Raw genomic sequence first — 13,560 nt, forward strand, 5'->3', positions numbered from 1 at the left:
GCGGCTGAAACAAGCTGTCGCCTGGAACGACATTTCATTAATCATACGGACTACTACTAAAAGGCATCGCATCGCGTGCCTTCAATCGGCAAAGAGCGGAGAAATCATGCGGCACACACGGGGCGAAGGGGTTTCGCCGAAGACGCGCAGGACAGTGATATCGGTGGCGGTGGCGGCGGGTGTTTTCCATGGCGCGGCCTGGGCGCAGGAAGCGGGAGCGGTGGACGGCGCGGCGGTTGTCGCGGCGCCGTCCAGTGGAGCTGCCGCACCGGCATCGTCGGCTTCGGCCACGCCGGACGGCAAGGTACAGGTTCAGGACCGCGTCGTGATCACGGGTTCGCGCACCGAGACACGAGCAAGCAAGAGCCTGACGCCGATCGATGTGATCGGCGGCGATCAGTTGCGTGCGACGGGGCAGACGAACCTGCGCGACGCGCTGGTGAAACTGTCGCCGTCGATCACGAAGACCTCGTACTCGGGCGATACCGGCGTGCTGACCGACACGCTGTCGCTGCATGGCCTGACGCCCGACCACGTGCTCGTGCTGGTGAATGGCAAGCGCCGCCATACGACCGCGAACATCACGCTGGATCCAGGCCTGAATCAAGGCTCGACCGGCGTGGATATCGATACGATCCCGGTGGGCCTGATCGACCATATCGAAGTGCTGCGTGACGGCGCATCCGCGCAGTACGGTTCCGATGCGATCGCGGGCGTGATCAACATCATCCTGAAGCGCAACGTGCGCGGCGGTGAGCTCGCGACGACCAACGGACAGACGTACTCGGGCGACGGCTTCAAGACCAGCGAATCCGCCACGATCGGCCTGAATCTCGCCGACAAGGGATTCATCGATCTGAGCGCCGGATTCGACCGGCAGAACCATACGATCCGCACGGGGCCCGACGACTATTTCGGACGGTTTCCGCAGGGGCAGGGCTATTACAACCCGATCCTCGGCGACCCGGCCAGTTCGCGCGAAACGGTGGGCTTCAATGCCGGCTACTACCTCGGCGACGACGTCGAGCTCTACGGGTTCGGCACCTATGCGCACCGCAATGGCGAGGCGTACCAGAACTATCGTCCGCCGTCGGTCCTGCCGCAGGTCTACCCGAACGGGTTCGTGCCGGTCGAAACGATCAACGAGAACGATTACTCGGTGACGGCCGGCGTGAAGGGCAAGAACCTGTTCGGCTGGGCATGGGATCTGAGCACGACCTATGGCGGCGACTACAGCGTGTTCGGGATGCGCAATTCCGCCAACACGGGCTTGTACGCTGCCTCGGGCTATACGCCGTCCACCTTTCATCTGTCGACCGTCAGCAACACCCAGCTGACGAACAACCTCGACCTGTCGCGGGCGTTCAATGTCCCGCTGCTGCCCGCACCACTGAATGTCGCCGTGGGTGTCGAACAGCGTCGCGAAACCTATACGATCCGCAATGGCGAACAGGCGTCGTGGATCGACGGCGGCTCGGCCGCGTTGCCGGGCCTGGCGCCGGTCAGCGCGAGCGATATCTCGCGCAACGTGATTGGCACGTACGTCGATCTGTCGACCTACCTGACGCCGAAATGGCAGGTGAATCTGGCCGGCCGTTACGAGCACTACAACGACGTCGGCGACACGACCAACGGCAAGATTTCGACCCGCTACCAGTTCTCGCCGGCCATCGCGGTTCGCGGCAGCGTGAGTTCCGGCTTCCGCGCGCCGTCGCTGGCCCAGGAGTCCTACACCAGCGTGACCACGTCGCCGGCGTCCGTGGGCGGGATCCTGGCAACGACATCGCCCGGCGCGCGCCTGATCGGGGCGCAGGCGCTGAAACCCGAGCAGTCGACCAGCTACAACTTCGGGCTGGTGCTCAACCCCGTTCGCAACCTGCAGCTGACGATCGATGCGTACCAGATCAATATCCGCAACCGGATCGTGCTCGGCGGTACCGCGTCGGGCGCCGCGGCCATCGCCGCGCTCGAAGGGGCGGGCCTGAGCGTGCCGGGCTCGGTGCCGGCGTCGGCGGTCAGCGCAAGTTACTTCACCAACGGCGCCAACACGCGCACGCGCGGGATCGACCTCGCGGGTACGTATCACACCGGTTTCGGCCGCTACGGCCAGGTGGACTGGGATTTCGGCGTGAACTTGAATACGACGTCGGTCACGCACGTGGCGAACGGATCGAACGGGAAGCCGTCGCTGAACGGGCAACAGATCGCGTCGCTGTCCACCACGACACCGAAGAACAAGATCATCGTCGGCGGCACCTGGCGTCTCGACAAGTGGGCGGTGACGTTGCATGAAACGCGCTACGGGAAGACTTCGGGCGAGGGGACGTACTTCGTCGGCCCGAACGCATTCTCGACCTCGCAATTCGTTCACTACGAGGAAGCCGCGCGGTATGTGACCGACCTGGAAGTGCGTTATGACGTGACCAAGCAGTTCCAGATCGCCGCGGGTGCGCAAAACCTGTTCGACGTTCGCCCGAGCAAGCTGCCCTTCGAGACGCAACTGGAAGGTATCCAGTACAGCGGCGGCAGCACGATCGGCGTCAACGGCGGATTTTATTATCTGCGCGCACGCTATCTGTTCTGATCGAACGACCATATCCATAGCAGAAATGACCGTAACGGAAACATGCTCCGTTATCCATAATGAATGACTTGTCCGGCACGTTCAGCTGTATCGGCACTTGCCGGACGCCGCCTGGTTCCGGCGGGTCAGCCGTTCTACAAGGTTGAGCTTCATGTCTTATTCCCTTTCGATTCTCGACAAAAGCCCGATTGCAGAAGGGGCGAGCGCACACGACGCACTGAGTTTCACGATCGCGCTCGCGAAGCGCGCCGAAGCGCTCGGCTACAAGCGCTACTGGATTGCGGAACACCACGGCGCGTCGGGGCTGGCGAGTTCGGCGCCTGAAATCGTCGTGTCGCATGTGCTCGCGCATACGTCCCGGATTCGTGTCGGGTCGGGCGGTGTGATGCTTCAGCATTACAGCCCTTACAAAGTCGCCGAATCGTTTCGCGTGCTGGCTTCCATCGCCCCCGGCCGTGTCGACCTCGGCGTGGGCAAGGCGCCCGGCGGGCTGCCGCTCGCCACGCGCGCATTGCAGTGGTTTCACGACAAGTCGAAGAAACCGGATTTCGCCGGACAACTCGCCGAGCTCGATGCATTTCTCGGCGACGGCGTCGCGCCGGATCATCCGCTCGCCGGTGCGATCGCGCTGCCCGCACCCGCGGAGCCGCCGCAGCGGATCCTGCTGGGCGGCAGCCCGGAAAGTGCCGAACTGGCCGCACGGCACGGCTGGCAGTTCTGCTACGCAGGCCATTTCAACGGGGAGATTGCCAATATCGAGCGGTCGATCGACGTTTATCGCCACGCGACGGGCCACGTGCCGCTGCTCGCGCTGTTCGCGGTGGCCGCGCAATCGTCCGAGGACGCGAAACGGCAGGTCGGCGCGTTGAGGATCTTCAAGCTGCGTTTCGGAAACGGGCAGAGCGTCAACCTGTCGAGCGCGGAGGCGGCGGCCGACTTCGCGCGCCAGATTGGCGTGACCGACTACCGGATCGACGAGCTGCATCCGCAGGTGCTGGCGGGTACGGCGCAAGAGGTGCATCGGGAACTGGATGCGCTGCATGAGCGTTTCGGCGTCGACGAGTTCGTGATCGACAACCCGGTGACGGACCCGGCGAAACGTCTTGCGTCGGTCGAAGCGCTGGCACGCGTCGAGCAACCGATCGCCGTTTGACCGCGATTCGCGCCTTTCCCCTTTCTTGCATGCGGATTTGAACATGACCCAACGTAACCTGACATTCGGACTGATGCTTCACGGCGCCGGCGGCCACATGAATTCGTGGAAGCATCCGGCCGGTCCCGCCGATGCGAGCGTCAATATCGATTTCGTCACCGGCATCGCGCAGAAGGCCGAAGCCAACGGCGTGGCATTCGTGTTCGTCGCGGACGGCCTCTACATCAACGAGAAATCGATCCCGCATTTCCTGAACCGCTTCGAGCCGATCTCGATCCTGTCCGCGCTTGCGACGGCGACCTCCAGGATCGGGCTGGCCGGCACACTGTCCACGTCGTACAGCCATCCGTTCACGGTGGCGCGTCAGTTCGCATCGCTCGACCTGATCAGCGGCGGGCGAGCCGGGTGGAACGTCGTGACGTCGCCGCTCGAAGGGTCCGCGAAGAACTACGGCGGCGAACATCCGGATCACGCGCTGCGTTACGAGATCGCCGACGAATATCTGGAGACGGTGCAAGGCCTGTGGGACAGCTGGGACGACGATGCGTTCGTGCGCGACCGCGCGAGCGGCCGCTTCTTCGACCGCGACAAGCTGCACACGCTGAACCACCAGGGCCGCTTTTTCAACGTGGCCGGGCCGCTGAACATCCAGCGCTCGCCGCAGGGACAACCGGTGATTTTCCAGGCGGGTTCGTCGGATGCGGGCATCGCACTGGCCGGCAAGTATGCCGATGCCGTGTTTACCCACGCTCCGTCGCTCGGCGAGACGCGCGAATTCGCCGAACGCGTGCGCGACAGCGCAGTGGCGCACGGTCGGTCGCGAACCGACGTGAAGATCTTCCCCGGTATCGGGCCGATCGTCGGCGCGACGCGCGAAGAAGCCGACGCGAAATACCGCGCGATTCGCGATCTGCTCACGATCGACGAAGCGTTGGCGTATCTCGGCCGCTTCTTCGAGCATCATGATTTTTCGCAATATCCGCTCGACGCGCCGTTTCCGGAACTGGGCGAGCTCGGCAGGAACAGTTTCCGTTCCACGACCGATCGCATCAAGGAAGAGGCCAGGAAAAACGGCTCGACGCTCAGGGAGGTGGCGCTTGAAGTGGCGACGCCGAAGCCCGGGTTCATCGGCACCGGCGAGGAAGTCGCGGACGAGCTGATCCGCTGGTTCGATGCAGGCGCGGCTGACGGCTTCATCCTTGGCTTCCAGGTGCAGACCGAAGGGCTCGAGGATTTCGTCCGGTATGTGATCCCCGCCCTTGAGGCACGGGGCCGCTACCACCGCGCGTTACCGGGCGTCACGCTTCGCGAACACCTTGGCCTGCCGCGTCGCGCGAGCCGCTACGCCACCGCCGAGACTGCGTGATGAACGATATTTCCCGGATTGTCGGCCACGCGCCGTTCGCACCGGATGCCGCGACGGCGCCGGTGCCCGACTACGCGGATTACCGGGTCGTGCCCGCACGCTATCCGGCGAGAACGGCCGGCACCGTCGCGGCGATCGTGCTGATCGCCGCCGTGCTCTATTCGGTGCTCGGCAATCCGCGCTGGGGCTGGAACGTCTTTGCTCACTGGTTTTTCTCGGAGGCGGTGCTCGCGGGCCTTGGGCAAACGTTGCTGTTGACGGCGCTCGGTGCCGTGCTCGGCTTCGCGCTGGCCATTCCGCTCGCGCTCGCGCGGCTCTCGCGTTCGCCGCTGCTGTCCTCTTGCTCATGGGCGTACATCTGGCTGTTCCGCTCGATCCCGACCATCGTCCTGCTGCTGTTGCTGAACAATCTCGGCTATCTGTACGACACGGTCAGGCTGGGTATCCCGTTCACGGACATCGTGTTCCTGCACGGCCCGACCACGGACCTGATCACGCCGTTCATGGCGGCCATTCTCGGGCTCACGCTGACCCAGGCCGCGTTTGCGGCAGAAGCGATCCGCGGCGGCATCCTGTCGGTCGAACACGGGCAACGCGAGGCCGCGGCCGCGCTCGGCCTGCCGCGCGCGCGGCAGACCTGGCGCATCGTGCTGCCTCAGGCGATGCGCGCGATCCTGCCCGCCGCGTTCAATGACGTGATCGGCCTGGCAAAGGGGACGGCGGTCGTCTATATCCTCGCCATGCCGGATCTGTTCTACACGGTGCAGATCATTTACCACCGCAACCTCGAAGTGATCCCGATGCTGATGGTGGCGACCGTCTGGTATCTGGTCATCCTGACCGCGCTGTCGGCGATCCAGGTGCATATCGAGCGCCACTACGCGCGCGGTGCGACGCGCGACCCGGTCGCCGCATCGGACCTCTCCCGGGTGTTGCGCAGAGGCCGTCTCGCGGTCGACGCGCTGCTGTCATGGGGCGCGGCGGCTGCCGCGCGGCCGGACGCCGCTGCCGCGCCGGGCGCCGAGGCGGCCGGGTGGGCGAAACAGCGTGTCGGTGCGGCCGTCGGCATTCATCGCGTATCGAAGAGCTTCGGGCCGCTGAAGGTGCTCGACAACGTGTCGCTGGCGATCCCGTCGGGGAGCGTGACGGTCGTGCTCGGGCAGTCGGGATCGGGCAAGTCGACGCTGTTGCGCACCATCAACCATCTGGAGCGCGTGGAAGAGGGATTCGTCGACATCGACGGTGAACTGGTCGGCTATCGCCGCGACGGGCGCACGCTTTACGAGCTCAAGGAAAAGGACATCCTGCGCCGCCGCGCCGAAGTCGGCATGGTGTTCCAGAACTTCAACCTGTTCCCGCATTTGACCGTGCTCGAGAACATCGTCGAGGCGCCGGTCGCGGCCGGCCTGTCGCGTGCGCAGGCAGAAGCGGAAGCACGCACGCTGCTTGCCCGGGTGGGCCTGGCCGGCAAGGCCGATGCATGGCCGCGCCAGTTGTCCGGCGGGCAGCAGCAGCGCGTCGCCATCGCGCGCGCGCTTGCGCTGAAGCCCAAGGTGTTGCTGTTCGACGAGCCGACTTCCGCGCTCGATCCGGAACTCGTGAACGAAGTGCTCGACGTGATCCGCCAGCTTGCCCGTTCCGGGACCACGCTGATCATCGTGACGCACGAAATCGGATTCGCGCGAGAGGTGGCGGACACGATCGTTTTCATGGACGGCGGGCGCGTCGTGGAGTCGGGGCCGCCGTCGGCGGTGCTGGCGGCCCCTGCGCATCCGCGTACGCGCGAGTTTCTGTCGAAGGTGCTGTCGTAGTGGTGCCGTGCACGGCGAGCGTCTCTACCGGCGTGTGGCGTGGGCGGCATGCACCGGAATCACGGCAAATGACGAAGGATGAAAAAGGTGAGCAACGTACGCATTGATCATATTGCGTTCCTGACACCGGGAAATTATCCCGACGAGGACGCGCGCGCGGGATTCGAGCGGACGCTCGAACTGTTCCGCGTCGGTGAGGTGCTCGGTTACGACAGCGCGTGGGTTCGGCAGCGCCATCTGGAGCGAGCCGTATCGTCGGCCGCCACGTTTCTCGCGGCGGCGAGCCAGCGCACGACCCGGATCGGACTCGGCGCGGCCGTGATCCAGATGGGCTACGAGAATCCGTTCAGACTGGCCGAGGATCTCGCGACCGTGGACGTGCTGTCGCACGGCCGGCTCAACGTCGGACTCAGTGCGGGCGCACCGAATCATGGCGCGCTGCTGGGCGAGCGGTTGTTCGATACCGACCCGGATCTGGTCGACTTCTCGCATGCGCGCGTGGCGCGCCTGCGTCGCAATCTTGCCGGCGACTGGCTCGGCGACGACGACACGTTCGTGGAATCGGCCGCCGGTCGTGTGCGGCCGCGCGTGAGCCCGTATGCGCCCGGATTGACGGGCCGGCTCTGGTACGGCGGCGGCTCGAGGCGTTCGATCGAGTGGGCCGCCAGAAACGGCTTCAACCTGCTGATCGGCAATCTGACCACGGGCGAGGGGACGGACAGTTACGTCGATGCCCAGCTCCGGCAGCTTGAGCTGTACCGCGCGCACTGGAGCGAAGCCGTCGCTCCCCGCATCGCGCTGGGGCGCGTGATCGTGCCGACCGATGGTGCGAATGCCCGCGAGCGCGAACGTTATCGAGCGTTTGCCGATGCCCGCCATGCGCGCACGCTCGCGCCGCAGGGCGAGCGGCGCACGCTGTTCGCGCCGGATCTCGTTGGCCCCTCCGACGAGATCGTGGAGCGGTTGCTGGCCGACCCGGTGGTCGGACAGGTGCGAGAGCTGCGGCTCGAATTGCCTTACGACCTGCCGTTCGAGAACTACCGGCAGATTCTCGAGGACTTCATCACGCATGTCGCCCCGGCGCTCGGGTGGCAGCCGGTTGGACGGCGAGCATCCGCCGCGGCCTGACGCGATCGACATGACATTCCATCGAATGGCGCACGTGACCGACGTCGGCGATGAACCGGACGCCGCCGGGCACGCCGCCCCTTCGACTTCGTTGCAACTGGACCGAACATGACAACCGTCTCTCAATCCCGGCTCGCGGCAATCGGCCGCCCGCGCCGCTTCGGCAACAAGCAGACTCATCCGGTACGCCGCTTCGGCGGCATCGCGATCGCCATCGTCCTGCATCTCGTCCTGGTCTGGGCGCTCGTGAACGGCCTCGCGACCCGGGTCGTCCAGATCGTCCAGCAACCGATCGAAACCCGGATCATCGTACCGGTGAAACCGCCCCCGCCGCCCCCTCCGCCGAAGCCGGTCGAGAAGGTCGTGTCGAAGCCGCGCGTGGCACCGCCGCCGCCGCCGTTCGTGCCGCCGCCGGAGGTGCGCGTGCAGGCACCGCCGCCGCCGACCATCACGCACCAGGACGTGCCGGCGCCAAGCGCCCCCGTGCACGAGGCGCCGCCGGCGCCGGCGCCGGTGCCGGTCGCGAAGCCGGTGAACCACGAGATCGGCGTGGTCTGCCCGAATTCGGACGAAGTCCGGTCGTCGATCGTCTACCCGACGGAGGCGCAGGACAACAACATCACGGGCGATGTCACGGTCGAATTCACGGTGGACCCGGACGGCCGCGTCACGAACCTCCGGGTCGCGCAGCCGGCCGACCCGGTGCTCAATCGTGCGGCGCTCAACGCGGTCAAGCGGTTTCACTGCATTGCGCAGGGAGAATCCGTGCGCGTGCGCGTACCGTTTTCCTTCAACCTGAATTGACGCGGGCCACGGCAAGCCGTTCGGCCGGGCCGGTTTTTCGAATCGACACATGACGCATACGGAGTCCTTATGAACAAGCGCTTTCGCGCCGCAGTCGCGGCAAGTCTGATGATCTCGGCCGGCATCGGCGGCACGCTGATCGCACCGCAAGCCGTGCTTGCACAGCAAACGGCGGCATCCGCGCCGAGCCAGGCCGCTCCCGGCGCGGCACCGACCTCGGCGGCACCGGCTGCCGCAAGCGCGGCCGATCGTGCGGTGCCGCCGCCCGAGCCCGCGACGTCGGCAACCGTCGAAAATCCGTACGGGCTGGGCGCGCTGTGGGCGAACGGCGACTTTGTCGCCCGCTTCGTGCTCGGACTGCTCGTGGTCATGTCGCTCGGCAGCTGGTACATCATGATCACCAAGTTCGTCGAGCAGGCACGGGCGAACAGCCGGGCGAAATCGGCCGACCAGCAGGTCTGGAATGCGCCGACGCTGGCCGAGGGTGCCGCCCAGCTCGACGATGCGTCGCCGTTTCGCTTCATCGCCGAGAATGCGATCGAGGCGGGCGAACACCACGACACCGCATTGCTCGATTCGGTCGACCGCAATACCTGGATCGACCTGAACATCGAGCGTTCGATCACGAGCGTATCGAACCGGCTGCAGGACGGCCTGGCCTTTCTGGGCACGGTGGGTTCCACCGCGCCGTTCGTCGGCCTGTTCGGCACCGTGTGGGGCATCTATCACGCGCTGACCGCCATCGGCATCGCGGGCCAGGCATCGATCGACAAGGTCGCGGGGCCGGTGGGCGAGGCGCTGATCATGACCGCGATCGGCCTCGCGGTCGCCGTGCCGGCGGTGCTCGGCTACAACTTCCTCGTGCGCCGCAACAAGTCCGTGATGGAACGCGTGCGCGATTTCGGCGCGCAGTTGCACACCGTATTGCTCGCGGGCGGCAGGCGCGCGGCGGGCGGCATCGCGACACCGGCGGCACGGGCGCCGCAGGCGCTGGCGGCTCAGTCGTAAGCGGGGCGCGTCATGGCAATCAGTGTCGGCAGTGACGACAACGACGAGGTCATCTCGGCGATCAACACGACGCCGCTCGTGGACGTGATGCTGGTGTTGCTGATCATCTTCCTGATCACGATCCCGGTGGTGACCCATACGGTCCAGGTGCAGCTGCCGGCGGAGCGCATCCAGCCGCTGCAGACGCAGCCGAAGAGCATCGAGATCGCGGTGAACCGGCAGGGCGACATCTTCTGGGGCACGGAGCATGTGGATTTGCCGACGCTGGTGGCGCGGCTGAAAGACGTGTCGGCGCAGGCGCCGCAACCGGATGTGCACGTGCGCGGCGACCAGGCCACGCCGTATCAGTACATCGGCAAGGTCGTGACCGCGTGCGAACGGGCCGGGATCGGCAAGGTCGCCTTCATCACGCAACCGCCCGCACGCGGCAGCTAAGGAGTTCGAACGATGGGTATGAACGTAGGCGCAGGCGCAGGCCGGGACGACCCCGAAGTGATGGTCGACATCAACACCACGCCGTTGATCGACGTCATGCTGGTGCTGCTGATCATGTTGATCATCACGATCCCGATCCAGATGCATTCGGTGAAGATGAACCTGCCGGTGGGCAATCCGCCCGTGCCGCCGCATCCGCCCCAGGTCGTACAGATCGACATCGGCGCCGACGGCACGGTCAACTGGAACGGCTCGGCAGTGGGCGGTGTGGCCGCGCTGGACGCGAAGTTCCGCGCGGTGGCGGCCGAGGCCGACCAGGACGAGATCCGGTTGCGCCCGGACAAGTCCGCACCCTACAAGGCGGTGGCCGAAGTGCTGGCCTCCGCCCAGCGCGAAGGGGCGACGAAGATCGGGTTGATCGGCAGCGAGCAGTTCACGCAATGAGTCATTCGATGGCGTCGGCGATCGAGCGGGCTTCAGGGCTCGGCGATTGATCGCCGCACGTCGGGCAGTCGCTCTTTCCGCAATCTCGGCACCGATGAAACCGAGGGAGGGGAGGAAGCGCCTTGACATCCAATTTCTGTACAACCAACGAATACCCATCATGAGCGAAACGCAGGCAGTGCGTCAGAACGGACGTGCCAGGCAGATTCATCTTGGCGCGACGATCCACGGTCCGGGCGGACACTACGCCGGGTGGCGCCATCCGGACGCGGTGATCGACGCGAGCATCAATCCGGATTTCGCGAGGCGCGTCGCCCGCGAGGCCGAGGCCGCGAAATTCGATTTCGTGTTCGTGGCGGACGGCCTGCATATCAACGCGAAATCGATCCCGCACTTCCTGAATCGTTTCGAGCCGCTCACGCTGCTGTCGGCACTGTCGGCCGTCACCGAACGGGTCGGGCTGGTGGGAACGCTGTCGACGTCGTACAGCGAGCCGTTCACGGTTGCCCGGCAGTTCGCGAGCCTGGATCACCTGAGCCGGGGGCGTGCAGGCTGGAACGTCGTGACGTCGCCGCTTGAAGGTTCCGCACGGAATTTTTCGCGCACCGAGCATCCCGAACATGACGAACGTTACCGGATCGCCGACGAATATCTCGAGGTGACGAAGGGGCTCTGGGATTCATGGGAGGAAGACGCGTTCGTGCGCGACCGCGCGAGCGGCGTGTTCTTCGATCCGGCCAAGCTCCATACGCTCAATCACAAGGGCAAGTATTTCTCGGTCGAGGGGCCGCTGAACGTCGGGCGTACGCCGCAGGCTCGGCCCATCCTGTTCCAGGCCGGCGCGTCCGACGCCGGCAAGCAGCTCGCGGCCACGCATGCGGATGCCGTCTTCACTCATCACGATACGCTGACCCAGGCACACGAATTCTATGTGGATCTCAAGCGGCAGGTGATCGAACAGGGGCGTCAGCCCGACGAGCTGAAGATTTTCCAGGGGATCGGCGTAATCGTGGGGCGGACGGCCGAGGACGCGGAGCAACAGTACCAGGAGAGCCTGAAGCTGATCACGGTCGGGAGCGCACTCGACCATCTCGGGCGATTTTTCGAACATCACGACTTCGGCCAATATCCGCTCGACGCGCCATTTCCGGAGCTCGGCGACCTCGGCAGCAACAGTTTCCGCAGCGGGACCGACGAGATCAAGCGCAACGCGCGCGAGCGTGGACTGACGCTGCGCCAGGTCGCGCTCGAAGCGGCTGCACCGCGGCCGCGTTTCATCGGTACGCCCGAGCACATCGCGGACGGCTTGCAGGAATGGTTCGAAGCCGACGCCGCGGACGGTTTCATCGTAGGTGGCGGTACGCCGACGGCATTCACCGAGTTCGCGGAACAGGTGGTGCCGATTCTTCGGGAGCGCGGTCTGTTCCGTGTCGAGTATCAAGGAACGACCTTGCGGGACCATCTCGACGTGAGTTATCCGCGCAATCGCTACGCCGTGGCGTAATCCCGCCCGGAATCCGGCCGCCGGTTTCGTCCTCTTCGGGGTAGTCGTCCTGTTCGTGCCCTGCTTCGGAAGCCTTTTGGCGAAACCGCCGGATTCGGGACGAAATGGACGATTACCGCCATTCATGGCCCGTCGGCTGGCGCGGCGCGGCCTCGGCCGGCTCGTGGCGCGGGCCGGCGGGGTCGAACGCGCTCGGAATCCCGGGTCATGGGCATCGGTGGCGCGATCCCGCCCCCGATCGGCCCCGTATGCGCGAGCAGCGATCTTTATCACCGCAGCAGATAAACGTATCCGAATCGCTTCGTTGACGCGTGCCGGCAAGGCCTCGTAGATTCGCGTTTTGACCGAATCAGAGGCCGTGCCGTGACGACTACCGCCATCCGCGATGCCGCAACGCTTTCCGCCGGGCATCCCGCCTTGCGGCCGGACGGCGCGGCGCAGCATTTCGACATCGTGCCGTTCGACGCGCCGCTCGGCGCCGAGGTCATCGGCCTCGACCTGTCGAAACCGCTCGACGCCGACGATTTCGCGCGCATCCATCGCGCGCATCTCGATCACCACGTGCTGGTGTTTCGCGATCAGCGCATCACGCCGGACGAGCACATCGCGTTCAGCCGCCGCTTCGGCCCGCTGCAGATTCACGTGCTCCATCAGTTCGCGCTGGCCGGCCACCCGGAAGTGCTGATCGTGTCGAACATCGTCGAGAACGGCAAACCGGTCGGGCTCGGCGACGCCGGCCATTTCTGGCATTCCGACCTGTCGTACAAGGAAAAACCGAGCCTCGGCTCGCTGCTGCACGCGCAGGAACTGCCGGCGGAAGGCGGCGACACGCTGTTCGCGAACATGCACCTCGCGTGGGACACGCTGCCGGCCCACTTGCGTCGCGCGGTCGAAGGGCGTCGCGCCGAGCATACGTATCTCGCGCGTTATGCGGAACTGCAGGCGCGCAGCCCGTGGCGGCCGAACCTGTCGCCCGAGCAGATCGCGCAGGTCGCGGCGGTCGTTCATCCGGTCGTGCGCACGCATCCGGAAACGGGCCGCAAGGCGCTGTTCGTCAGCGAGCATTTCACGACGCGCATCGTCGGGCTGCCCGACGACGAAAGCCGCGCGCTGCTCGACGAACTGTTCGCGCACAGCGTACGCACCGAGCACCTGTATCGGCACGCATGGCGCGACCACGATCTGGTGTTCTGGGACAACCGTTCGCTGATGCATCTTGCCGCCGGCACGCCCGACCACCTGCGCCGCAAGCTGTACCGCACGACGATCGAAGGCGACGCGCCTTTCTGAGCCGCGCGCCGCGTCATTCATTCCTGCCTCATC

Annotated in this window: 11 protein-coding genes; all 11 read left to right on the forward strand. The window is 65.6% G+C overall.

The window, feature by feature from the left end; genetic code table 11:
• Window positions 1-106: 106 nt before the first annotated feature.
• The 11 genes from HWX00_RS30360 (at window position 107) to HWX00_RS30410 (ending at window position 13,527) form a co-directional block, all read left to right on the forward strand.
• Window positions 107-2,584 carry a TonB-dependent receptor plug domain-containing protein gene (locus HWX00_RS30360; protein WP_049032260.1) on the forward strand — a complete coding sequence of 826 codons (2,478 nt, stop codon included), beginning with the start codon at window positions 107-109 and terminating at the stop codon, window positions 2,582-2,584.
• A 151-nt stretch (window positions 2,585-2,735) separates the two neighbouring features.
• Window positions 2,736-3,737: an LLM class flavin-dependent oxidoreductase gene (locus HWX00_RS30365; protein ID WP_175027298.1), complete on the forward strand. Its 1,002-nt coding sequence runs from the start codon at window positions 2,736-2,738 to the stop codon at window positions 3,735-3,737.
• Window positions 3,738-3,780: 43 nt separating this feature from the next.
• Window positions 3,781-5,103 (forward strand): LLM class flavin-dependent oxidoreductase, encoded by a 1,323-nt coding sequence (locus tag HWX00_RS30370; RefSeq protein ID WP_175027297.1) that lies wholly within the window; start codon window positions 3,781-3,783, stop codon window positions 5,101-5,103.
• The gene (locus tag HWX00_RS37205) at window positions 5,103-6,914 is read left to right on the forward strand and encodes an amino acid ABC transporter permease/ATP-binding protein (protein WP_175027296.1); all 1,812 of its coding nucleotides are present in this window, start codon (window positions 5,103-5,105) and stop codon (window positions 6,912-6,914) included. Before HWX00_RS30370 ends, HWX00_RS37205 begins: the two co-directional genes overlap by 1 nt.
• A 78-nt stretch (window positions 6,915-6,992) precedes the next feature.
• Window positions 6,993-8,042: an LLM class flavin-dependent oxidoreductase gene (locus HWX00_RS30380; RefSeq protein ID WP_264166496.1), complete on the forward strand. Its 1,050-nt coding sequence runs from the start codon at window positions 6,993-6,995 to the stop codon at window positions 8,040-8,042.
• Window positions 8,043-8,150: 108 nt separating this feature from the next.
• A complete protein-coding gene (locus HWX00_RS30385) occupies window positions 8,151-8,846 on the forward strand; it encodes an energy transducer TonB (RefSeq protein ID WP_034190938.1) in 696 nt (231 codons plus the stop codon).
• A gap of 69 nt (window positions 8,847-8,915) precedes the next feature.
• On the forward strand, window positions 8,916-9,854 hold the full coding sequence (locus HWX00_RS30390; protein WP_034190939.1) for a MotA/TolQ/ExbB proton channel family protein: 939 nt from the start codon (window positions 8,916-8,918) through the stop codon (window positions 9,852-9,854).
• Window positions 9,855-9,866: 12 nt separating this feature from the next.
• Window positions 9,867-10,289: an ExbD/TolR family protein gene (locus HWX00_RS30395; RefSeq protein WP_049036675.1), complete on the forward strand. Its 423-nt coding sequence runs from the start codon at window positions 9,867-9,869 to the stop codon at window positions 10,287-10,289.
• A gap of 12 nt (window positions 10,290-10,301) precedes the next feature.
• Window positions 10,302-10,733: an ExbD/TolR family protein gene (locus HWX00_RS30400; protein WP_034190941.1), complete on the forward strand. Its 432-nt coding sequence runs from the start codon at window positions 10,302-10,304 to the stop codon at window positions 10,731-10,733.
• 160 nt (window positions 10,734-10,893) lie between these two features.
• Window positions 10,894-12,237, forward strand: coding sequence for an LLM class flavin-dependent oxidoreductase (locus HWX00_RS30405; protein WP_175027295.1), 1,344 nt, complete (start codon window positions 10,894-10,896; stop codon window positions 12,235-12,237).
• Window positions 12,238-12,600: 363 nt separating this feature from the next.
• On the forward strand, window positions 12,601-13,527 hold the full coding sequence (locus tag HWX00_RS30410; RefSeq protein ID WP_049036679.1) for a TauD/TfdA dioxygenase family protein: 927 nt from the start codon (window positions 12,601-12,603) through the stop codon (window positions 13,525-13,527).
• Window positions 13,528-13,560 lie beyond the last annotated feature (33 nt).

The organism is Burkholderia seminalis DSM 23518 (assembly GCF_902832885.1).
GTDB lineage: Bacteria > Pseudomonadota > Gammaproteobacteria > Burkholderiales > Burkholderiaceae > Burkholderia > Burkholderia seminalis.